This is a genomic window from Streptomyces sp. NPDC037126 (assembly GCF_055605965.1).
Genome location: NZ_JBVJTD010000001.1, coordinates 241,137 through 261,783, shown reverse-complemented (window position 1 = coordinate 261,783; position 20,647 = coordinate 241,137). Strand labels below are relative to the sequence as shown.

The 20,647-nt window shown below is 72.9% G+C and carries 19 protein-coding genes and 1 pseudogene; 10 read left to right on the top strand and 10 right to left on the bottom strand.

The features are described 5' to 3' along the window. Position 1 precedes the first annotated feature (1 nt). Both ACZ7FF_RS01145 and ACZ7FF_RS01140 read left to right on the top strand, forming a co-directional pair. Positions 2 to 997: an oligopeptide/dipeptide ABC transporter ATP-binding protein gene (locus ACZ7FF_RS01145; RefSeq protein ID WP_470809557.1), complete on the top strand. Its 996-nt coding sequence runs from the start codon at positions 2 to 4 to the stop codon at positions 995 to 997. Then, positions 994 to 1,920, top strand: coding sequence for a dihydrodipicolinate synthase family protein (locus ACZ7FF_RS01140; RefSeq protein ID WP_470808426.1), 927 nt, complete (start codon positions 994 to 996; stop codon positions 1,918 to 1,920). The genes ACZ7FF_RS01145 and ACZ7FF_RS01140 overlap by 4 nt, the downstream gene beginning before the upstream one ends. Here the strand turns inward: ACZ7FF_RS01140 and ACZ7FF_RS01135 are convergent. From ACZ7FF_RS01135 to leuA, 3 genes are all read right to left on the bottom strand, one after another. Further along, positions 1,917 to 3,095: a sialidase family protein gene (locus ACZ7FF_RS01135; RefSeq protein ID WP_470808424.1), complete on the bottom strand. Its 1,179-nt coding sequence runs from the start codon at positions 3,093 to 3,095 to the stop codon at positions 1,917 to 1,919. The two genes, ACZ7FF_RS01140 and ACZ7FF_RS01135, sit on opposite strands and share 4 nt — an antisense overlap. Before the next feature lie 50 nt (positions 3,096 to 3,145). Further along, the gene (locus ACZ7FF_RS01130; RefSeq protein WP_470808422.1) at positions 3,146 to 3,841 is read right to left on the bottom strand and encodes a tellurite resistance TerB family protein; all 696 of its coding nucleotides are present in this window, start codon (positions 3,839 to 3,841) and stop codon (positions 3,146 to 3,148) included. A gap of 184 nt (positions 3,842 to 4,025) precedes the next feature. Continuing rightward, the gene (leuA, locus tag ACZ7FF_RS01125) at positions 4,026 to 5,747 is read right to left on the bottom strand and encodes a 2-isopropylmalate synthase (RefSeq protein WP_470808420.1); all 1,722 of its coding nucleotides are present in this window, start codon (positions 5,745 to 5,747) and stop codon (positions 4,026 to 4,028) included. Positions 5,748 to 6,067: 320 nt separating this feature from the next. On the opposite strand from leuA, the gene ACZ7FF_RS01120 reads away from it, so the two are divergent. Both ACZ7FF_RS01120 and ACZ7FF_RS01115 read left to right on the top strand, forming a co-directional pair. Further along, entirely contained in the window at positions 6,068 to 7,138 is a 1,071-nt protein-coding gene (locus tag ACZ7FF_RS01120; protein WP_470808418.1) for a M4 family metallopeptidase, read from the top strand. 17 nt (positions 7,139 to 7,155) lie between these two features. Next, a complete protein-coding gene (locus tag ACZ7FF_RS01115; protein ID WP_470808416.1) occupies positions 7,156 to 7,422 on the top strand; it encodes a protealysin inhibitor emfourin in 267 nt (88 codons plus the stop codon). A gap of 112 nt (positions 7,423 to 7,534) precedes the next feature. On the opposite strand, the gene ACZ7FF_RS01110 is transcribed toward ACZ7FF_RS01115, so the two are convergent. Continuing rightward, positions 7,535 to 8,560 carry a hypothetical protein gene (locus ACZ7FF_RS01110; RefSeq protein WP_470808415.1) on the bottom strand — a complete coding sequence of 342 codons (1,026 nt, stop codon included), beginning with the start codon at positions 8,558 to 8,560 and terminating at the stop codon, positions 7,535 to 7,537. A 144-nt stretch (positions 8,561 to 8,704) separates the two neighbouring features. Between ACZ7FF_RS01110 and ACZ7FF_RS01105 the strand changes: the two genes are divergently transcribed. The 3 genes and pseudogenes from ACZ7FF_RS01105 to ACZ7FF_RS01095 form a co-directional block, all read left to right on the top strand. Continuing rightward, positions 8,705 to 10,018: a GH1 family beta-glucosidase gene (locus ACZ7FF_RS01105; RefSeq protein WP_470808413.1), complete on the top strand. Its 1,314-nt coding sequence runs from the start codon at positions 8,705 to 8,707 to the stop codon at positions 10,016 to 10,018. Beyond that, positions 10,015 to 11,268 (top strand): MFS transporter, encoded by a 1,254-nt coding sequence (locus ACZ7FF_RS01100; protein ID WP_470808411.1) that lies wholly within the window; start codon positions 10,015 to 10,017, stop codon positions 11,266 to 11,268. Before ACZ7FF_RS01105 ends, ACZ7FF_RS01100 begins: the two co-directional genes overlap by 4 nt. Before the next feature lie 88 nt (positions 11,269 to 11,356). Next, positions 11,357 to 11,837: pseudogene (locus tag ACZ7FF_RS01095) on the top strand (MmyB family transcriptional regulator); the annotation flags it as partial. 59 nt (positions 11,838 to 11,896) lie between these two features. On the opposite strand, the gene era reads toward ACZ7FF_RS01095, so the two are convergent. Further along, complete coding sequence (gene era / locus ACZ7FF_RS01090) at positions 11,897 to 12,850, bottom strand: GTPase Era (protein ID WP_470808409.1); 954 nt, start codon at positions 12,848 to 12,850, stop codon at positions 11,897 to 11,899. Between the two features lie 151 nt (positions 12,851 to 13,001). On the opposite strand from era, the gene ACZ7FF_RS01085 reads away from it, so the two are divergent. After that, positions 13,002 to 14,312, top strand: a complete 1,311-nt coding sequence (locus ACZ7FF_RS01085; RefSeq protein WP_470808408.1) for an ammonium transporter — start codon at positions 13,002 to 13,004, stop codon at positions 14,310 to 14,312. Continuing rightward, positions 14,309 to 14,647 carry a P-II family nitrogen regulator gene (locus ACZ7FF_RS01080; protein WP_470808406.1) on the top strand — a complete coding sequence of 113 codons (339 nt, stop codon included), beginning with the start codon at positions 14,309 to 14,311 and terminating at the stop codon, positions 14,645 to 14,647. The genes ACZ7FF_RS01085 and ACZ7FF_RS01080 overlap by 4 nt, the downstream gene beginning before the upstream one ends. Here the strand turns inward: ACZ7FF_RS01080 and ACZ7FF_RS01075 are convergent. From ACZ7FF_RS01075 to ACZ7FF_RS01055, 5 genes are all read right to left on the bottom strand, one after another. Beyond that, a complete protein-coding gene (locus tag ACZ7FF_RS01075; RefSeq protein WP_470808404.1) occupies positions 14,541 to 15,560 on the bottom strand; it encodes a DUF916 domain-containing protein in 1,020 nt (339 codons plus the stop codon). The two genes, ACZ7FF_RS01080 and ACZ7FF_RS01075, sit on opposite strands and share 107 nt — an antisense overlap. Before the next feature lie 85 nt (positions 15,561 to 15,645). After that, positions 15,646 to 16,974 carry a WxL domain-containing protein gene (locus tag ACZ7FF_RS01070; protein WP_470808402.1) on the bottom strand — a complete coding sequence of 443 codons (1,329 nt, stop codon included), beginning with the start codon at positions 16,972 to 16,974 and terminating at the stop codon, positions 15,646 to 15,648. Positions 16,975 to 17,146: 172 nt separating this feature from the next. Next, the gene (locus ACZ7FF_RS01065; protein ID WP_470808400.1) at positions 17,147 to 17,623 is read right to left on the bottom strand and encodes a hypothetical protein; all 477 of its coding nucleotides are present in this window, start codon (positions 17,621 to 17,623) and stop codon (positions 17,147 to 17,149) included. Positions 17,624 to 17,806: 183 nt separating this feature from the next. After that, on the bottom strand, positions 17,807 to 18,169 hold the full coding sequence (locus ACZ7FF_RS01060; RefSeq protein WP_470808398.1) for a cytidine deaminase: 363 nt from the start codon (positions 18,167 to 18,169) through the stop codon (positions 17,807 to 17,809). Positions 18,170 to 18,197: 28 nt separating this feature from the next. Next, on the bottom strand, positions 18,198 to 19,019 hold the full coding sequence (locus ACZ7FF_RS01055; protein WP_470809556.1) for a helix-turn-helix transcriptional regulator: 822 nt from the start codon (positions 19,017 to 19,019) through the stop codon (positions 18,198 to 18,200). 149 nt (positions 19,020 to 19,168) lie between these two features. Here ACZ7FF_RS01055 and ACZ7FF_RS01050 point away from each other — a divergent pair, with 149 nt between their 5' ends. Beyond that, entirely contained in the window at positions 19,169 to 20,587 is a 1,419-nt protein-coding gene (locus ACZ7FF_RS01050; protein WP_470808396.1) for an MFS transporter, read from the top strand. The last annotated feature ends 60 nt before the right edge of the window (positions 20,588 to 20,647 follow it).

Sequence of the window (20,647 nt, the reverse complement as noted above, 5' to 3'; positions counted from 1 at the left end):
CGTGGAGGTACGGGACGCCCATGTGGTCCACCGGGCGCGCGGCGGCGGCCTGTTCCGGCGGGACCGGGTGTACGCGCTGACCGGCGCGGACCTCTCGGTGGCCGCCGGCGAGACGGTGGGTGTGGTCGGCGAGTCGGGGTGCGGGAAGTCGACGCTGGCGAGGGTGCTGGTGGGCATCGAGCGGCCGGTCCCCGGCACGGTGTCGTTCCAGGGGCGGGACCTGTGGGCGATGACACCGGCCGAGCGCCGGGCGACGGTCGGCGCGGGCACCGGCGTGATCTTCCAGGACCCGTCGACGGCCCTGAACCGGCGGCTGACGGTACGGCGCGTCCTGCGCGACCCGCTGGACGTCCACGACCGCGGCGTCCGGGCCGAACGGGAGGAGCGGGTGCGGGAGTTGATGGCCCTGGTCGGACTCCCCGGGGCCCTCGCCGACGCGCTGCCCGGCCAGCTGTCCGGCGGGCAGCGGCAGCGGGTCGCGATCGCCCGGGCGCTGGCCCTGGACCCGGCCCTGGTCGTCGCCGACGAGCCGACCAGCGCGCTGGACGTGTCGGTCCGCGCGCAGATCCTCAACCTGCTGCTCGACCTGAAGGACCGCCTCGGCCTCGCCCTGGTGTTCGTCTCGCACGACATCCAGACGGTACGGCGGATGAGCGACCGGGTGGTCACCATGTACCTGGGCCGGATCGTGGAGGAGACCCCGGCCGCCCTGGTCGGCGACGGGGCCCGGCACCCGTACACCCGCGCCCTGTTCTCGGCCACGCCCGGTCTGCTGCACCCCGTCGACCCGATCCCGCTGACCGGTCCCGTGCCCTCGGCGACCCGGCCGCCGGACGGCTGTCCGTTCCGCACCCGCTGCTGGCGGGCGGACGAGGTGTGCGCGCGGGCGATGCCGGAGTTCTCGGCCGCGTCGCGGCCCGGACACCGCTACCGCTGTCACCATCCTGTGGAGGAGGACCTGTCGACCCGCGACCTAGCCCGCAGGAGCCGTGAATGACCTTCCCCGCCCCGCTCACCGGTGTCGTCCCGCCCGTCTGCACCCCCCTGACACCGGAGCGCGAGGTGGACGTCCCCTCGCTGCTCAGACTCGTCGACCACCTGGTGGACGCCGGGGTGCACGCCCTGTTCCTGCTCGGCTCGACGTCCGAGGCGGCCTTCCTCACCGACCGGCAGCGCCGCCAGGTGGTCGAGGCGGTCGCCGGCCATGCGGGCGGTCAGCTGCCCGTGCTGGCCGGGGCCATCGACATGACCACCCCCCGCGTCCTGGACCACGTCCGGGCGGTCACGGCGGCCGGCGCCGAGGCCGTCGTCGTCACCGCCCCGTTCTACGCCCGCACCCACCCCTCGGAGATCGTCCACCACTACCGCCGGATCGCGGCCGCGAGCCCCGTCCCGGTCATCGCCTACGACATCCCGGCCGCCGTGCACACCAAGCTCCCGGCCGACGTGGTGCTGGGGCTGGCCGGGGACGGTGTGCTGGTGGGGATCAAGGACTCCAGCGGGGACCTGGCGGCCTTCCGGGAGGTCGTCACCGGGGCCCGCGCGCACCCCGGCTTCAGCGTCCTGACCGGCTCCGAACTGGTCGCCGACGCCGCTCTCGCGATGGGCGCGGACGGGGCGGTGCCGGGCCTGGCCAACGTGGACCCGCACGGCTATGTCCGCCTCTACCGCCAGTGCCGGGCGGCAGATCGGGAGGGGGCGCGGGCCGAACAGGAGCGGCTGTGCGCCCTGTTCGGCCTGACCGGGGCGGGTGATCCGGCCCGGATGGGCGGCAGCTCCTCGGCGCTCGGCGCGTTCAAGGCGGCCCTGCATCTGCGCGGCGTCATCGACTGCCCGGTCACCGCCGAGCCCCAGGTCCCGCTGTCCGGAGAGGAGACCGAGCGGGTCGCCAAGTTCCTGGCGGCGGCGGGGCTCCTCTAGGGCACGCTCAGCCTGCGGAACTCCAGGCCGTCGTAGGCGCCCGTCTCGTACAGGACGCCGGCCGTGCCGTGGCCGAGCTGGACCAGGTCGGAGTAGGCGGCCCGCAGCCCGGACAGGGTGCGCAGCCGGGTGAAGGTGCGGCCGGCGTCCGTGCTGGTCCACAGGGCCATGGCGCGGCGGGCGGTCGGCACGGACGGGCCGGAGAACAGCAGCGGGGCGCCGGGGCCGCGCAGCTGCAGGACGCTGCCCTCGACCACGGGGACGTCGCTCAGGGTGGGCTGGGCGGCGTAGGGGCGGTCGAGGGTGGTGCCGCCGTCGCCCGAGTAGGTGTCGAGGCGGTTGCCGGGCGCGCCGCCCAACTGGTCACGGGCGCTGAAGTAGACGCGACCGTCGGGGAGTTGGGTGGCGCTGGTCTCGTTGACGTTGGTCTCGCCGTCGTGGCCGGGGGTCACGAAGCCGAGGTGCCAGGTGCGGCCGTCGTCGTCGCTGTAGAGGGAGTGGCCGCCGTAGAACCGGGGCTCCCGGCCGGTGGCGGGGGAGCCCGCGGGCGGGGCGGTGGAGTGGTCGGCGGGGACCAGGAGGCGGCCGGCGTGGGGGCCCAGGGTGAGGGCGACGGCGTGGCCGGGGCCGGTCGCGTACCAGCGCCAGCGCGGCGGCTTCACCCCGGCCGTGATGTCCCGCGGGGCGGTGAAGTGGAGGCCGTCGTCCAGGCTGCGCTGCACGTACACCCGGCGCCCCGCCCCGGGCGCGGCCCGACCGCGCATGATCTGGTCCTCCGTCACGTCCCCGCCGTTGCCGCAGGTCACCAGGACGATCGCGCCGGTGCGCGGGTCGGCCACGGGCGCCGGGTTGCCCCGGGTGTCCCCCTCCCCCGCGGCGACCACGGTCAGCGGGCCCCAGCTGCATCCGCCGTCGCCGGACCTGCGCAGCACGACGTCGATGTCCCCGCTGTCCCCCGCCCCGTCGCGGCGCCCCTCGGCGAACGCCAGGACGGTACCGGCCCGGCTGCGGACCACGGCGGGGATCCGGTACGTGTGGTAGCCGCCCTCGCCCGACACGTACGGCCGCGAGGACACACAGGCGGCGCGCGCGGGGGCCGCGTGCGCGGGCAGCGGATGGGTGAACGGCGTGAGGAGGGCGAGGCTGGTCAGGAGGGCGCGGTTCAGCGGGGTCACGCGGTGATGCTGCCCGGATCGACCGGGCTGTTCTTACTCCGTCCGGCTGATCAGGACGGTGTCCGGGCCGCGGCCAGCAGCCGGGTGACGTCGGGGGCGCAGATGGTCAGGGCCGCGCCGACCGTGGTGAGGGCGTCGCGTTCGGCGGGGGTGTAGGGGCCGTCGGCGAGGGCGATGCGGGCGGCCTGGAGGAGGAGGGCCTCGCGGCCGCCCGGGGCGAGGTGCGGGGCGAGCGGGTCCAGGGCCTCGTGCAGCTCTATGGTCAGGCTCGCTCCGCAGGGCTGCTCGAAGACCCGGCCGGTGTCGGCGGCGAGGGCCTCGACCAGGGCGGCGAGCTGCTCCTCGGTGCAGTCGTCGAAGCCGGCCGCGCGGACCGTGGCGGCGGCCGTCTCCAGGGCCGTGCGGGAGCAGGTGCCGCCCGCGGCGAGGACGGCGAGGGCGACGGTGTGCACGGCGTCGCGGAGCATCGCGGAGAAGCGGCGGGTGGTGGGGTGGTCGAGGACGTCGGTGCCGTAGTGGTGGTGGCAGGCGGCGCACTCCACGACCGGTCCGGTCGCCCCGCGGGGCAGCACGGGCACGCCGAGCACGGTGAGCCGGCGGCGCCCGGTGAGCCGCTGGTAGTTGCGGTCGCCTCCGCAGCCGGGGCAGAAGAACTCGCCGTCGCCCACGGGTGTCCAGGCGGTGCGGGTGCCCAGGATGTGCACAGCCCTGGTGGCACGGTCGTCTCGTCCCCGTACTGGCAGCACGTCGCACCTCCGTAACCGCACGGCAACATCGCCGCGCTGGCGTGATGTTAGCCACATCACGGAGGCTGAGTCAGTACCCCGTAAGAGACCTTTCTGTGACCTGGCCGGCCCGGTGGCCGATAAGCGACGGGGCCCCGGCCGCCGTACCTGGCGGCCGGGGCCCCGAAACTCCCGGTCAGGGTGGTCAGCGGGTGGCGCGGTTGACGGCGGAGACGACCGCCTTCAGCGACGCACGCGTCGTGTTCGCGTCGATGCCGATTCCCCACAGGACCTTGTCGTCGATCGCGCACTCGATGTAGGAGGCGGCCTGCGCGGAGGCGCCCTCGCTCATCGTGTGCTCCTGGTAGTCCAGCAGGCGTACGTCGACGCCGATGGACTGCAGGGCGTCGAAGAAGGCCGAGATCGGACCGTTGCCGGAGCCGGTGAGGACGGTGTCCTCGCCGTCGACGGTGGCCTCGACGGTCAGGGTGTCCACGCCGTCGGTGTCGGTGGTCGACTGGCCGGTCCTGACCTGGATGCGGCCCCACGGGTTCTCGGGGTTCGGCAGGTACTCGTCCTGGAAGACCGCCCAGATGTCCTTCGGCGTGATCTCGCCGCCCTCGGCGTCGGTCTTCGCCTGGATGATCTTCGAGAACTCGATCTGCATCCGGCGCGGCAGCTCCAGCTTGTGGTCGTTCTTCAGGACGTAGGAGACACCGCCCTTGCCGGACTGCGAGTTGACCCGGATCACGGCCTCGTAGGAGCGGCCGACGTCCTTGGGGTCGATCGGCAGGTACGGCACCGCCCACTCGATGTCGTCGACGGTGACGCCCCTGGCGAGGGCGTCGGCCTCCATGGCGTCGAAGCCCTTCTTGATGGCGTCCTGGTGGGAGCCGGAGAAGGACGTGTAGACCAGGTCGCCCACGTACGGGTGGCGCGGGTGGACCTCCATCTGGTTGCAGTACTCCCACGTACGACGGATCTCGTCGATGTCGGAGAAGTCGATCTGCGGGTCGACGCCCTGGGAGAAGAGGTTCATGCCCAGGGTGACCAGGTCGACGTTGCCGGTGCGCTCGCCCTGCCCGAACAGGCAGCCCTCGACGCGGTCGGCGCCGGCCATCAGCGCCAGCTCCGCGGCCGCCACGGCCGTGCCGCGGTCGTTGTGCGGGTGCACGGACAGGCAGACGTACTCGCGGCGGGACAGGTTGCGGTGCATCCACTCGAAGCGGTCCGCGTGCGTGGAGGGGGTCGAACGCTCCACGGTGGCGGGCAGGTTGAGGATGATCTCGCGGCCCGGGCCCGGCTGGTAGACGTCCATGACCGCCTCGCAGACCTCCAGCGCGAAGTCCAGCTCGGTGTCGGTGAAGATCTCGGGCGAGTACTGGTAGCCGAACTCCGTCTCCGGGCCCAGCAGTTTCTCGGCGTACTCCATCACCAGGCGGGTGCCGTCGACGGCGATCTGCTTGATGTCGTCCTTGGAGCCGCGGAAGACGACCCGGCGGAAGACCGGGGCGGTGGCGTTGTACAGGTGGACGGTGGCCCGGCGGGCGCCCTTCAGGGACTCCACGGTCCGCTCGATCAGGTCCTCACGGGCCTGGGTCAGGACGGAGATCGTCACGTCCTCGGGGATCGCGCCCTCTTCCTCGATGATCGAGCGCACGAAGTCGAAGTCGGTCTGGCCGGAGGCGGGGAAGCCGACCTCGATCTCCTTGTAGCCCATCTTGACCAGCTGGTCGAACATCCGGCGCTTGCGCTCGGGCGACATGGGGTCGATCAGGGCCTGGTTGCCGTCGCGCAGGTCGGTGGAGAGCCAGCGGGGGGCGGTGGTGACGCGCTTCTGGGGCCAGGTGCGGTCCGCGATGTCGACCTGCTCGTAGCGGCCGTACTTGTGGATCGGCATGGAACTGGGCTGCTGGCGGTTGGCCATGATGCGTAAGGCTCCTCTGGAGGTCCGGAAGGACGGCCGACGACGCAACGCCAAGCTCCGCGGGGAGGGGGTCGGCCTCGACTACAGGCCCTCGCCGCGGCAGCTAAGAAGAAGCAGCCCGAAACGCATGATGCTTCGCAGCCTAGCCGAGCCGCCCCGGACGCGGGGACGCGTTCCAGTATGCGGGACCGCGGGTGCAAAAGGGACGAAAAGTGCGCCGTACCACATCGTCACTGAGCGTCGCGATTCCTGTCCGGGTATTTCACCAATCATGGTGGCAGCTAGTGACATGTGCGTCACACAGTGCAAGTGTGCCGGGCATGACGACCAACGGGGGCTCCCAGCCCGTCTTCTGCACGATCGTGCCGCCCCATGTCCTCGACCGGCTCGCGCAGGCCGAGGATCCCGCGCTCTCCGGACCGGCCCGCCGGTCCCTGGAGCACGACGCCTACCAGCGCACCAAGCGGCGGCTGACCACGGTGATCGGCGCACCCGCCGTCGCGGCGCCGGCCGGCGCCGCGGCCGACCAGCCGCACCGCACCATCTACGACACCCACCACACCCAGGACCTGCCCGGCACCAAGGTCCGCGAGGAGGGGTCCGACCCGGGCTCGGACGCCACGGTCAACCGCGCCTACGCGGGCCTCGGCGCCACCTTCGAGCTGTACCTGAAGGCGTACGGCCGCCACTCCATCGACGGCGACGGGCTGCCGCTGGACGCCACGGTGCACTTCGGGGAGGGCTACGACAACGCCTTCTGGAACGGCGAGCAGATGGTGTTCGGGGACGGCGACAACGAGGTCTTCCTCGACTTCACCATCCCGGTCGACGTCATCGGCCACGAGCTGACCCACGGCGTCACCCAGCACACCGCGAACCTGACCTACTTCGGTCAGTCCGGCGCGCTCAACGAGTCGCTCTCCGACGTGTTCGGCTCGCTGATCAAGCAGTACACGCTCGGCCAGACCGCCGCCGAGGCCGACTGGCTGATCGGCGCGGGCCTGCTCGCCCCGAGCGTGCACGGCACGGCGCTGCGCTCGATGAAGGCCCCGGGCACGGCGTACGACGACCCGAACCTCGGCAAGGACCCGCAGCCGGCGACCATGGAGCACTACGTCCGCACCGGCCGCGACAACGGCGGCGTGCACATCAACTCCGGCATCCCCAACCACGCCTTCTACCTCGCCGCCACGGCCCTCGGCGGCCACTCCTGGGAGAAGGCGGGGCAGATCTGGTACGACGTGCTGACCGGCGGCGAGCTGAAACAGGACGCCCTGTTCGCCGACTTCGCCACGCTCACCGTGCAGGCGGCGCGCGAGCGCTACGGCGCCGGGGACGAACTGCAGTCCGTGCAGAAGGCCTGGGAACAGGTCGGCGTGCGAACGCTCTAGTACCGCACACTGGGCCCATGCGGATTCAGGTGCGGCGCACGGGCGGTTTCGCGGGCATCGAGCGCCGGGCCGAGGTGGACACCTCGGCCCGGCCGGACGCCCAGGAGTGGCGGGCCCTGGCCGAACGCGTCCTCGCGTCCGGCCGGGCCACGCCCCCGGCGGGTGTCCCCGACGGGTTCGGCTACGAGATCACGGTGGACGGCCGGTCGGTGTACGCGGCCGACCCCCGGCTGACCGAGGACGAGCGGGAGCTGATCACCCGGGTGCTGAAGGAGGGCGCCTAGGTGTTCTGTCCGACAATGCGCGTCGTCGCCCGAAGGGCGGCCGCGCGGCGTCAGGTGCGCGCTCTCGGCGTGCATGGCGTCGCGCGGCAGACGGGAATTGTTCAGACAGGCCCTAGCAGTAACCGGCGCGCAGGAAGCCGCGCCGGCCGGGCGTGCCGAGGTCCAGGGGGATGTCGACATGGCTCGGGAGGGCGGCGAAGGAGACGTTCGGGAGGATGAACTCCCTTCCGGTGTACCGCTGCCGCACCGTCTGCCGGTCGGCGGGAGCGCACACGAAGGGATTGGCGTACGTGTTGTAGCCGAGCCCGGTGCCGGTGTTGAGGAATCCGGCGTCCTGGCACTGGTACAGCACGCCCCGCAGCGCGGCGGCGTCCCGGGGACCGGTGTACCGCGTCCGGAAGTTCGCGAAGCAGGTCAGGGAGTTGCCGCCGTCGTACGGGGACGGGCCGACGGCGGCCAGCGCCCCGAGGAAGGAGCGGTTGCAGCCGATGGCCGCCGAGGGGACGGCGCCCTGGAGCAGCCGATCCCGCCGGCACCCGGTCACGTCCTGGAACGCGCCGACGACGTCCTCGCCCGGACGGAGCCGGGAGTAGGCGAGGACGAGGTCCCGCTGGGCGGCGAGCGGGTAGGTCCCCGTGTCCCCGAACTGCTCGTCGAGCAGCCGGAACCAGGTCTCGAAGGCCGGGACCAGCGCCCGGACCCCGGACGGCACGGTGTACACGGCCAGGTCCGTCGGGGTGGACCAGGTCTCCAGGCCCGGGTAGCCGACGTACGACAGCACCCCGATGCCGTTCTTCGGCGGCTGGGTGCCGTAGCGCCTGCGCAGTTCCAGGTACCGCTCCAGGTTGGTGCTCGAGCCGGCCCAGGCGTACCGGAAGCCGCTCGGGTAGGGGGAGGTGTCGCCCCGGGTGTGCGTGGTGCCGAACAGCGACGGCGACACACAGCGGACCTCGCGCGCGACCCACGCGGCCCGGTACTCGGCCGGCGTGGAGATGCAGCCGCCGACGGGGGCGGCCGCGGCGCTCCGGCCGGAGCCCGCGAACGCGCTGGGCGCGCCGGCGAGGACGACGAGAAGACAGACCGCGAGGGCGGCCCACGACCGTACGAGCGATCCGCGGAACCGAAGTCGGTGATTCATGCGGCTCAGTCTCGGAACGTCGGGTTCCCTTTTGCCACTCCGCTGCTCCAACCGGCCGACAGAGCTTCATCACCAAGGCTTCGTCAGTTATGAGGTGGCGCACGGCCGTTGACTTCTGTTACTCGGGGTAAGGATGATCCGGCCATGGCGACTGACGCGGGCGATCCGATACCCCGGTTCCCGGCCGGCTTCCTGTGGGGCGTGTCGACCTCCGCCCATCAGATCGAGGGGGCGGCCGATCTGCGCGAGGCGTCCGTGTGGGACGTGTTCACCGCCGAGCCCGGCCGGGTGAAAGACGGTTCCACGGCGGCGGTGGCCTGCGACCACTACCACCGCTACGCGCAGGACGTGGCCCTGCTCGCCGGGCTCGGCGTGGACGCGTACCGCTTCTCCGTCTCCTGGCCCCGGGTCAACTCCCCCGGCGGGCTGGACTTCTACGACCGCCTGGTGGACGAGCTGTGCGCGGCCGGCGTGCGGCCGGTGCCCACCCTCTTCCACTGGGACCTGCCCGCCTCGCTGGACTGGCTGGACCGCGACACGGCGGCCAGGTTCGCCGACCACGTGACGGCGGTCGCCGAGCGCCTCGGCGACCGGGTGACCAAGTGGATCACCCTCAACGAGCCCGCCGAGCACACCCTGTTGGGCCACGCGCTCGGCGCCCACGCCCCCGGCGGGCAGCTGCTCTTCGACGCCCTCCCGGTCGCCCACCACCAGCTCCTCGCCCACGGCCTCGCGGTACGGGCGCTGCGCGCGGCCGGGGCGGCGGACATCGGCATCGCCAACTCGCACGGCCCGGTCTGGCCCGCCTCCGCCGAACCGGCCGACGTGGAGGCGGCGGGCTTCTACGACGTCCTGCTCAACCGCCTGTTCGCCGAGCCCGTCATCCTCGGCGAGTACCCCGACGGCATGGGCGAGCTGATGCCCGGTGACGTGCGGGCGGACCTCGAAGTCATCGCCGAGCCCGTCGACTGGTACGGCGTCAACTACTACGCGCCGTCCCTCGTGGGCGCCCCCCGGGGCACCGAGACCGAGTTCGGCGGCCTCACCATGCCCGCCGAACTGCCCTTCTCGGTCCGGGAGATCGAGGGCCGCCCGGTGACCGACTTCGGCTGGCCGGTGGTCCCCGAGGCGCTGACGGAACTGCTCACGACGTTCCGCGACCGCTACGGCGACCGGCTGCCCCCGGTCGTCATCACCGAGAACGGCTGCTCCTACGAGGGCGTCGACGACCAGGACCGCATCGCCTACCTGGACGCCCACATCCGCGCCCTGCACACCGCCCTGCGGGCCGGGGTGGACGTGCGCGGCTACTTCGTGTGGTCCCTGCTGGACAACTTCGAGTGGGCCGAGGGCTACGCGCGCCGCTTCGGCCTGGTGCACGTGGACTACGCGTCGCTGGAGCGCACCCCGAAGGCGTCGTACCACTGGTTCCGGGACGTGCTCCGGACGCAGGGGTGACCACCGTCCGCGCCCCGGCCGCCCTGGCCGAGCCCGTCGAACCGGTCGGCCGGGGCTGGACGGCGGCCCTGTCCCTGGCCAACGGGGCCATCTGGGTGGGCTGGTTCGGCCCGCTGCAGATCCTGCTCGCCGACCAGGCACGGGACTTCGCGCCCGGCTCCGGCATGTCCAAGGAGACGATGCTGGCGTGGGTGACCGGCGCGGGCGCGGTGGTCTCCCTGCTCGCGAACCCCTTCTTCGGCGCGCTGTCGGACCGTACGACCGCCCGCCGGGGCCGCCGTACCCCGTGGATCACGGCCGGGACCGCGGGCGGCGCGCTGTCGCTGCTGCTGCTCGCGGGCGCGGGCGGGGTGTGGTCCATGGCGGCCGGCTGGTGCCTGGTGCAGCTCACCCTGAACGCGGCCTTCGCGGCGGTCACGGCGGCCGTCCCCGACCGGGTGCCCCGGCTCCAGCGGGGCGCGGTGGGCGGCTGGCTGGGCGCGGCGCAGATCCTCGGCGTGGTCGGCGGCACGGGCCTGGCCACGGCGGCGGGCGGCACCGGGGCCGGGTACACGGCCTGCGCGGTGTTCACGGTGGCGGGCGTGCTGCCGTACGTCCTGCGCCACGAGGATCCGCGGCTGTCCCCCGCCGACCGGCCGCCGTGGTCCTGGCGGGGGTTCCTGGCGGGCTTCTGGCTGAGCCCGCGCCGCCATCCCGACCTGGGCTGGGCCTGGCTCACCCGCTTCCTGATCAACCTCAGCAACTCGCTCGTGCTGCTGTACCTCCTGTACTACCTGCGCGACCGCCTGCACCGCCCCGACCCCGGCCAGGGGGTGCTGGTGCTCACGGCGGTCAACGGCCTGACACTGGTCGCGACGGTCGTGGCGGGCGGCGTGTGGTCGGACCGGGTGGGCCGGCGCAAGCCGTTCGTCGTCTGGTCGGGCGTGCTGATGGCGGTGGCGACGGCGGCGCTCGCCGGCTGGCAGACCTGGCCCGGCGCGATCGTGGCGGCGGCCCTGCTCGGCATCGGATTCGGCGTGTTCACCTCGGTCGACTTCGCGCTGATGACGGACGTCCTGCCGAAGGCGCTGGACCGCGGCAAGGACCTCGGCGTGATCAACGTGGCCAACGCCCTGCCCCAGGTCGCGGCCCCCGCGCTCGCGGCGCCGATCGTGACGTACCTCGGCGGCTACCGGGTGCTGTACCTGGTGGCGGCGGTGGTCGGGCTGGCCGGGGCGGTGCTGGTGGGACGGATCAGGGGCGTCGAGTGATCCGCGGCGCCGAGCGGGCCGGGACGCCCGGCGCGCAGAGTGGTCCGGGCACCCGGCGCGCCGAGGGTCACAGCGCCCCGGCGTCGCGGGCGACCTGCTGCTGGTCCTTGACCGGCTGCACGACACCCCGGCGCAGGTGGTCACGGACTGCGGCGAGGTGCTGGCGCAGAACGCCCTGTCGCGGGCCCTGTCCGGGGACTGTTTCGCCCGGCCGCCGCGGGAGCGCAACCTGATCCGCCGCTTCTTCCTGGAACCCGCCGCCCGGGACCTGTTCCCGCCGGAGGACGTCCCGGACCTCGCCCGCGACCACGTCGCCAACCTGCGCGCGGTGGCGGCGGCCCGCCCCGACGACCCTGAACCCGCGGCCCTGGTGACCGGACTGCGCACCGGCAGCGAGGAGTTCGCCCGCCTGTGGGCCGTCCACGAGGTGGCGCTGCGGCGCGCCTCGACCCAAGCGCTTCCGGCACCCGGTCGTGGGCCTCCTGGAACTCGACTGCGAGGTCCTGCTGAGCCACCAGCACCATCAGCTCCTCGTCATCCACACGGCCCGCCCGGGCACGGAGTCCCACGGCCCCGCGGGACTGACCCCGCGGGCCCCCGCCGGACCGGGCGCGGCACTGCGGGTGGGTCAGAAGCCCAGCCGGCGCAGCTGCTTGGGGTCGCGCTGCCAGTCCTTGGCCACCTTCACGTGCAGGTCGAGGAAGACCGGCGTGCCCAGCAGCGCCTCGATGTGCTTGCGGGACTTGATGCCGACCTCCTTCAGGCGCTTGCCCTTGGGGCCGATGATGATGCCCTTCTGGCTGGGGCGCTCGATGTAGACGTTGGCGTGGATGTCCAGGAGGGGGCGGTCCGCGGGACGGTCCTCGCGCGGGAGCATCTCCTCGACGACCACCGCGATGGAGTGCGGCAGTTCGTCCCGGACGCCCTCCAGGGCGGCCTCGCGGATCAGTTCCGCGATCATGACCTGCTCGGGCTCGTCCGTCAGGTCGCCCTCGGGGTAGAGCGCCGGGCCCTCCGGCAGCAGCGGGACGAGCAGGTCGGCCAGCAGGCCCACCTGCTTGTCGCCCACCGCGGACACCGGGACGATCTCCGCCCATTCGAAGCCCAGCTCCTTGCCGAGCTGGTCGATGGCGATCAGCTGCTCGGCGAGGGTCTTGGAGTCGACCAGGTCGGTCTTGGTGACGATGGCGACCTTGGGGGTCTTCCGGATCCCCGCCAGCTCCTTGGCGATGAAGCGGTCACCGGGGCCGATCTTCTCGTTCGCCGGCAGACAGAAGCCGATCACGTCGACCTCGGCCCACGTCGTGCGCACGACGTCGTTCAGGCGCTCGCCGAGCAGGGTGCGCGGCTTGTGGAGGCCGGGGGTGTCCACCAGGATCAGCTGGGCGTCGGGCCGGTGCACGATGCCGCGTACCGTGTGCCGCGTCGTCTGCGGCTGGTTCGCGGTGATCGCCACCTTCTTCCCGACCAGAGCGTTCGTGAGGGTGGACTTGCCCGCGTTGGGGCGGCCCACGAAGCAGGCGAAGCCGGCGCGGTGGGCGGTCTCGGCCGGCTGCTCGGATGACTGGGTGCGAACGCTCATGCCGTTCATTGTCCCTGATCCATGAGCCCCCGCCGCACGGTGAGGTTCCGGTAACCCTCAGGCAATGAAACGTCACGGAAACACACCCGTACGCGACCGGAAACGCGCACCGGTGACCCTCTGACGAGCCCCCACACCGTTGGAGACGCCCGTGACCCTCGCCGCCGCGCACGTGAACACCGGCGACACCGCCTGGCTGCTCGCCGCGACCGCCCTCGTCCTGCTGATGACTCCGGGCCTCGCCCTGTTCTACGGCGGCATGGTCCGCACGAAGAGCGTCCTCAACATGCTGATGATGAGCTTCGTGTCGATCGCCCTCGTCACGGTGGTCTGGCTGGCGGCCGGCTACTCGCTCGCCTTCGGGGACGACACCGGCGGGGGGCTGATCGGCGGGCTGCGACAGGCCGGCATGAGCGGCCTCGGCCCCGGCAGCGTGCACGGCACGGTGCCCACCCTGCTGTTCGCCACCTTCCAGCTGACCTTCGCGATCGTCACGGCCGCGCTGGTCAGCGGTGCCGTGGCCGACCGGACGAAGTTCTCGGCCTGGCTGGTCTTCGTACCGCTGTGGACCCTCCTCGTATACGTTCCGGTCGCCCACTGGGTGTGGGGCCCCGGCGGCTGGATCCTGGACCGGCTCGGCGCGCTCGACTTCGCGGGCGGTCTGCCCGTAGAGATCACCTCCGGCGCCTCGGGCCTCGCCCTGTGCCTGGTCCTCGGGCCCCGGCTGGGCTTCCGCAAGGACGCGATGCGGCCGCACAACCTGCCGATGGTCGTGCTCGGCGCCGGTCTGCTCTGGTTCGGCTGGTTCGGCTTCAACGCGGGCTCCGCGCTCGGCGCGAACGGCCTGGCCGCGGCCGCCTTCCTCAACACCCTCGCCGCGGGCTGCACCGGCCTGCTGGGCTGGCTCTTCGTGGAGCAGAAGCGGGACGGGCACCCCACCACCCTGGGCGCCGCCTCCGGCGCGGTGGCCGGTCTGGTCGCGATCACGCCCTCCTGCGGCACGGTCTCCCTGCTCGGCGCCCTCGTCGTCGGCCTCGCCGCCGGTGCCGTCTGCTCCTACGCGGTGAGCTGGAAGTTCCGGCTGAACTACGACGACTCCCTCGACGTCGTCGGCGTCCACCTGGTCGGTGGGGTCATCGGCACCCTGCTGATCGGCCTGTTCGCCGAGAAGGCGATGACCGGTGGCACGCAGGGCCTGTTCTACGGCGGGGGGCTCGCCCCGCTCGGCAGGCAGCTGCTCGCCGTGGTGGTCGTGGCGCTGTACGCCTTCGGGGTGACGTTCGGCCTCGGCAAGCTGCTCGACAGGACGATGGGCCTGCGCGCCAGCGAGGAGCAGGAGCTCACCGGACTGGACCTTACGGTGCACGCGGAGTCGGCATACGATCACGGCGTCCTGGGCCACGGCGCCCCGGTCAGCCCGTCGCTCCTCCCCTCCGCTCAGAAGGCCAAGACCCAGGCATGAAGCTCATCACCGCGATCGTCAAGCCGTACCGTCTGGACGAGGTCAAGACCGCCCTGCAGGAACTGGGCGTGCACGGTCTCACCGTGACCGAGGCGAGCGGCTACGGCCGGCAGCGCGGTCACACCGAGGTGTACCGGGGGGCCGAGTACCGGGTCGACCTGGTGCCGAAGGTGCGCATCGAGGTCGTGGTGGAGGACGCGGTCGCCGACGAGGTGATCGACACGATCGTCAGGGCCGCGCAGACGGGGAAGATCGGGGACGGGAAGGTGTGGTCCGTCCCGGTGGAGACGGTCGTGCGCGTGCGGACCGGCGAGCGCGGCCCCGACGCGCTCTGACCAGCAGCGCCCCGCTCACCGCTCCCGCGGCGAACACGAGCGCGACGAGCAGCCAGGGCAGCGCGAACCAGGAGGCGCTCGCCGACTGGCGGGTGCCCGGCGCGCTCGCCGTGAGGGTGACGTCGGCCCGGTCGAGCTGGGGCGCGCCGCGCCAGGTCTCGGTGAGCCGTACCCGCTGTCCCGGCAGCAGCTCGGAGGGGACCCGGGTCAGCGCCCGGTCGAGCAGGGTGCGCCCGAACAGCCCGCGCGCCCTCAGCCGCACCCTGGGGTCCAGGGTGACGTTGCCGGTGTTGCGCAGGGTGTAGGAGATGGTCGCGGTGCTGTCGCCGAGGCCGGGCAGCAGGGGCTGGTGGTGGCCGATGTGCACCTGCTCGACGGAGAGGGCGGGCAGGGCGGGGCCGCCGACCCGGAGGTAGACGCGGGCGCCGACGGCGCGCTGCACGCCGAGCGCGAGTCTGCCGCTGCCGGGGTCGATCCGTTCGTCGAGCGCGACGATCGCGCCCGGGTGGTCGCCGGGCCCGGCTCCCCGCGGGACGGCGAGGGTGAACGGCACGGTGACGGTCCGGTGGCCCGGCACGGTGATCCGGGACCGGGCGAGGCGCGCCCAGGCGCCCACCCCGTGCATCCGCTCCCCGGCGCCGCGTACGGCGAACCCGCCGTCCCTGGCGGTGTTGTAGGCGTCGGCCGCGTAGAGCCGGAAGGTGAGCGCGGTGCCGGTCTTGTTCTGCACGGCGACCGTGTCGGTGAGGGTCTGGCCGGGGTCGGCGGAGAGGTAGAAGTAGGGGCGCGCGGCGATCTTCGAGGCGACCGGGTAGACGGACCAGCTGCCGTTGTCGGCGGCCTGCGCGGGCCCGGCGGTGATCCCGAGGAGCAGGCAGATCAAGGTCAGGAGGAGGACGTGCGGCTTGCGCATGGGTGCGGACCCCCCATGGGCTCGGTAGGCGGTGGTCGGGCGGGTGCGGACCCTGTCGTACGACGGGGGCGCCCGGCCCCCGGTGTCAGGTGAGGGTGAGCGTCAGGACGCCGGAGTACGCGCCCGGAGGCGTGAACGCCGGTACGTCCAGGGAGAGCCCGGCGTCGACGGTGAACTCGCCGCCGGTGAGCGTGCCGTCGGCGGTCTGCGCGAGGGTCGCTCCCGAGGTGCCCACGGCTCCCGTGGAACCGGCCTTGCAGGTGCTGGGGCTGCCCGCCTTGGCCGCGCAGGACGGGGTCCAGCTCAGCCTGCCGCCGTCGATCTTGGCGCCGGGCCCGGTGAAGTCGGTGACCTTGCCGGTCAGGGACCAGCCCGCGGGGCCGCCGCGGAAGTCCTTGACGGTCACCGTCTGCAGGGAGCCGGTCGAGGCCCCGCCCGTGCCGAAGTCGACCGCCGACAGTGCGACGGCGTCCCCGGCCTGGGACATGGACAGGGTGCCCGCCTTGACGGTGGTGGTGAGCTTCTGGCTGCCGGGCGGGACGGGCGTGTTGTCGTTGACGACGTAGGCCGCGGGGCCCGCGCCCTTGTCCGCGCTCCAGGTGCCGCCCTCGTAGGCCACGATCCCGGTCGTCGACTTGTCGTTGACGACGAGGGAACCGCTGAAGGCGCCCGAGGAGTCGGCGGTGGCCGTCGCGGTGTCGGCGGTCTGGGTGGTCCCGGACCGTCCGGCCAGGGTGACGGTGGCGCCCGGCGTGAAGTGGCTGCCGCTCACCGTGACGCTCGCGCCCGGGTCACCGGAGGCCGAACCCAGCGTGATGGCCCGGGTGTTGGCCGGTGTGCCGTCGGTCGCCGTGATCGTCTCCGAGGCCGGTGCGGGCGGGCTGGTGACGCTGCAGGGGGTGTCCAGCTCCAGGATGTAGCTGGTGTGGATGTTGTAGTCGCCGGGCGAGAGGGTGATCTGCCCGGCCTTGGTGACGGTGAACGTGCCGGTCATGGAGAAGGACGGGAAGGCCGCCTTGCCCGGCACCGGCGGGTTCTTCTTGGGTCCGGCGACGGTGACGTCACCGGTCTGGGCGCCGCCGAGGGTGACCTTGCCGGTCGGGGTCATGATGTCGGCCGGCAGGGCCAGGTCGGTGGGGTTGCTCGCGGCGGCCGTGACCACGGTGTAGGTCACGGTGACGGTGTCGCCGACCTTCGGGCTGGTGTTGTCCACCGAGACGGCGGCGGTCGTGGTGCCGTCGATGGGCGGCAGGCCCGCGACGGCGGGCGGGATGCAGTGCGTGGCGAAGTCCACGTTCGTGCCGGCGGCACCGGCCGGACAGGCCAGCGCGCCGCCCGCGGTGACCGCGAGGGCGGTCGCCCCGAGCAGTGACGCCCAGCGCCACCGTCGGGTTCTTCGGGGTTTCGGACCCATGGGCCCCCTCCTGAGGGTTGCTGGCGCAGCGGCTGGTCTGCGCCGACAGGGGGCATTGATGTGGAGCCGCCGTGAGAAGTCAATGGAGATGCCGCAGAAACCTGACGGAGCATCAGATTCTGCGGCATCCGTGGGGGTTCCGGTTCCAACCGGAACAGATCGCTCGGTTCCGTCAGTCGAAGACGAACGGGCCGGGCGACTGCGGGGCGTTGGCCGTGCAGGTGATGGTGATGCCGAAGACGGTCATCTTCAGCGAGCCGCCGTACGACTCCAGGCTGTCCCCGGGGGCCACGGTTGCGCTGAGCGGGCCGACGGTGACGGTGGAACCGGCCGCCATGGCCGGGTTGCGCTTGCCGCTGAAGACGGTGGTGCCGCCGCCGGCCTTCACGAAGGTGGCGGTGGACGACACCGAGTCCTGCGCCACCGCGATCGGCACGGTGATCGCGGAGGACGCGATGGTGACGGTGGCCGAGGTGCCGCTCTGGGTGGCGGTGAGCGTGGCCGCACCGCCCCCGAAGATGCCGCAGCTCGCGGTGATGGTCGCCGACTGGGGAGTGACGGCGGCCGCGGTCGGTGCGAAGGCGAGTCCGGTGACCGCGAGGGCCCCCGCGACCAGTGCCGCACCCGTTGCCGTGCGCTTGCCTCTCATGGGGATCCGCTTCCCTTCCCTGTGGGGATGCCATGTGGGGATGGTCGGAAGGTGCGCCGACGAACGGCAGGCCGGGCGGGCGGATGCGGACGCACGGGCCGGCGGTGCGGATCTGACGGATCGTCGGAACTTACGGATCCATTGATGCGCGCGGGGCGGGCGGCGGCAAGGATGAAATCCGGACTACTCCGGGGCGCCCGCGGTGACGGTGAGCCGCACCGTCCCGTCGGGCCCGGCCAGCAGCACCGGTGTCCCGGGGCCGCCGAGGTCGGCCACGGCGGCCAGGTCCTCGGCGGGCAGCGACTCGGCCCCGCTCACCACCGCCGCCGCCTCCAGGGACGCGGCCCCCGACGCCACCGCCATGGCCACGGCGGTCCGCAGCGCGCTCAGCTTCAGCGAGGCGAGGTCCACCGAACCGGCGACGTACGTGCGCCCGGTCTCGTCCCGTACGGCCGCGCCCTCGGGCACTGAGTTGCGGGCCCGCGCGGAACGGGCCAGGGTGACGATCTTGCGGTCCTCGGGGTCAAGCGCGTTGCTCTCGGTCATGCCCCGAGCATACGAAGCCGTGCCGCGCTCACCCGGCCACGGGGTACATGGCACCGCGGCGCCCCTCCGGGGAGGCCAGCCACTCCAGCTTGGCCGCGGTGTTCGCCTCCTCCAGCGGGGTGTGCAGCACGATCACCAGATCGGGACGGGCCGGCACCTTCATCACCGTCGACTCCACCACCAGCAGTCCGGCCAGCGGATGGTCCAGCTCCTTGCGGATCTGCCCCTGGTCCTCGATGTCCCGCTCCGCCCACAGCTCCCGGAACTCCGCGCTGACCTCGCTCACCTCCGCGAGCACGGACTGGAAGCCCTCGTCCTCCGGGCGTGCGGCACACGCGGCCCGGAACTGCGCCACGACCGTCCGCGCGTTCTCCTCCCAGCTGTTGCTGCGCGAGCGGTACAGCGGGTCGGTGAAGAAGTCGACGAGGCAGTTCTGCGTGCTGCCCGGGCGCATCCCGAGCACCAGCGCGGCCGCGTCGTTGTACATCACGCAGTTGTAGTACAGGTCCATGATGTGCGCCGGGTACGGCATCCAGGTGTCGATCAGCCGGCGCAGCCCCTCGCACATGTCCCGCTTCTCGGGCGCCACTTGGGGCGCGGGCGGGTTCATCCCCGCCAGCAGGTACAGGTGCCGTCGCTCGGCGTCGCTGAGCCGCAGCACCCGGGCGACGGCGTCCAGGACCTGCGGGGAGACGGAGATCTCCCGGCCCTGCTCCAGCCACTGGTACCAGGAGGCGCCCACCCCGGCGAGCACGGCGACCTCCTCCCGGCGCAGCCCCGGCGTACGGCGCCGGGCCCCGCCGACCGGCAGTCCGGCCTCCTCCGGGCTCACCCGGGCCCGCCTGCTCATCAGGAACTCGCGCAGTTCACTGCGCCGCCCGCTCCTCGCCGCCTCCGCACCGCGCACGTGGCCGCTCCTCCCCCGTCGTGTCTGGTGGTGCCACCACCACCATAAGTTCCGACTCCCCACCGGTATTCCGGCCGCCGCAAGCTCTTGCCATGGCGATCGACACCACCACCCAGACACCCACCCCCACGGGCGCTCCGCTCGACACGCCCCGGCTGTCGACGCGTGACAAGCTCGTCCTGTTCGTGCTGTGCGCGGCCCAGTTCATGGTCGCGCTGGACTTCTCCGTGCTGAACGTGGCCCTGCCCGCACTGGGCGACGACCTCGGCATGAGCCGGTCCGCCCTGCAGTGGGCCGTCACCGCGTTCGCGCTCCCGTCCGGCGGCTTCCTGCTCCTCTTCGGGCGGATCGGCGACCTCTACGGCCGCCGCCGGCTGTTCCTGGCCGGCCTGGCCCTGTTCGGCGCGGCCTCGCTGCTGGCGACGCTGGCCTGGGACCCGGCGTCGTTCCTGGCCGGTCGGGCCCTGCAGGGGCTCGGCGCGGCGGCGATCGTGCCGACCGGCATGTCCCTGCTGACGACGACCTTCCCGGAGGGCCCGGCCCGCGACCGCGCCCTCGGCATCTCCGGCACGCTGCTGTCGCTGGGCTTCACCGTCGGCATGGTCGCGGGCGGTGTGCTGACGGACGCGCTCGGCTGGCGCTCCACCATGGCCCTGCTCTCGGTGTTCGCGCTGATCGTGCTGCCCCTGGCGCCGGGCCTGCTGCCCGAGTCCCGCACCCCCGAGCGGCCGCGCCTGGACGTGCCCGGCGCGGTCACCGTCACCGCCGGTCTGCTGTCGCTGATCTACGCCCTGTCCACGGCCGCCGACCACGGCTTCGGACGCGCCGACGTCATCGCGGCGCTGGCCGCGGGGCTCCTGCTGCTGACCGCGTTCACCGTCGTGGAGTCCCGCTCGGCGGCGCCCCTCGTCTCCCTGCCCATGCTGCGCCGCCGCACGGTGGCGTGGGGCAACGTGGGCGGTCTCGTCACCTTCTCGATGATGTCGACGGTGATCTTCGTGCTGACCCTGTACCTGCAGGAGGTGCTGCGTCTGTCGGCCTTCGAGACGGGTCTGGTCTTCGGCGTCCAGGGCGTGCTGTCGGCCGTCGCCGGCACGGTGGCCCCGAAGGTCATCGGCCGCTTCGGCGCCCGCCGCACCCTCGTCGGCTCGCTGGCCGGCCAGGGCGCGCTGATCGGGGCCCTGCTGCCGCTCGACGCCCACGGCTGGTCGGTGTGGCTCGCCACGGCCGCCGTGTCCCTGGCCAGTATGTGCCACCTGGGCGCGATCATCTCGTACGGCCTGACCGTGACCTCCGGTGTGCCGGACGAGGAACAGGGCCTGGCCACCGGCCTGGTGACCTCCACCCAGCAGGTCGGCATCACGGTCGGCATCCCGCTGCTGGGCGTGCTCGCCACCACCTCCGGCGACCTGCTGTCGGGCGTGCACACGGTCCTGGCCCTGGACGCGGCGATCGTGCTGGCCGCCGCCGCCCTCGTCGGCCTGGGGCTGCGCCGCCGGTCCGGTGTCTGACCGATCCCGCCGCGCGCGGCCGTGCCCACCGCACGGCCGCGCGCGGCGTTCGCCCGGGAC

What these genes read in the sequence shown, in the direction of transcription:
- ACZ7FF_RS01110 (WP_470808415.1), bottom strand. Translation starts at nt 8,560, where the DNA reads ATGAATCACCGACTTCGGTTCCGCGGATCGCTCGTACGGTCGTGGGCC.
- ACZ7FF_RS01060 (WP_470808398.1), bottom strand. Translation starts at nt 18,169, where the DNA reads ATGACCGAGAGCAACGCGCTTGACCCCGAGGACCGCAAGATCGTCACC.
- ACZ7FF_RS01070 (WP_470808402.1), bottom strand. Translation starts at nt 16,974, where the DNA reads ATGGGTCCGAAACCCCGAAGAACCCGACGGTGGCGCTGGGCGTCACTG.
- ACZ7FF_RS01140 (WP_470808426.1), top strand. Translation starts at nt 994, where the DNA reads ATGACCTTCCCCGCCCCGCTCACCGGTGTCGTCCCGCCCGTCTGCACC.
- ACZ7FF_RS01050 (WP_470808396.1), top strand. Translation starts at nt 19,169, where the DNA reads ATGGCGATCGACACCACCACCCAGACACCCACCCCCACGGGCGCTCCG.
- ACZ7FF_RS01120 (WP_470808418.1), top strand. Translation starts at nt 6,068, where the DNA reads ATGACGACCAACGGGGGCTCCCAGCCCGTCTTCTGCACGATCGTGCCG.
- ACZ7FF_RS01055 (WP_470809556.1), bottom strand. Translation starts at nt 19,019, where the DNA reads ATGAGCAGGCGGGCCCGGGTGAGCCCGGAGGAGGCCGGACTGCCGGTC.
- leuA (WP_470808420.1), bottom strand. Translation starts at nt 5,747, where the DNA reads ATGGCCAACCGCCAGCAGCCCAGTTCCATGCCGATCCACAAGTACGGC.
- ACZ7FF_RS01105 (WP_470808413.1), top strand. Translation starts at nt 8,705, where the DNA reads ATGGCGACTGACGCGGGCGATCCGATACCCCGGTTCCCGGCCGGCTTC.
- ACZ7FF_RS01075 (WP_470808404.1), bottom strand. Translation starts at nt 15,560, where the DNA reads ATGCGCAAGCCGCACGTCCTCCTCCTGACCTTGATCTGCCTGCTCCTC.
- ACZ7FF_RS01080 (WP_470808406.1), top strand. Translation starts at nt 14,309, where the DNA reads ATGAAGCTCATCACCGCGATCGTCAAGCCGTACCGTCTGGACGAGGTC.
- ACZ7FF_RS01065 (WP_470808400.1), bottom strand. Translation starts at nt 17,623, where the DNA reads ATGAGAGGCAAGCGCACGGCAACGGGTGCGGCACTGGTCGCGGGGGCC.
- ACZ7FF_RS01115 (WP_470808416.1), top strand. Translation starts at nt 7,156, where the DNA reads ATGCGGATTCAGGTGCGGCGCACGGGCGGTTTCGCGGGCATCGAGCGC.
- era (WP_470808409.1), bottom strand. Translation starts at nt 12,850, where the DNA reads ATGAGCGTTCGCACCCAGTCATCCGAGCAGCCGGCCGAGACCGCCCAC.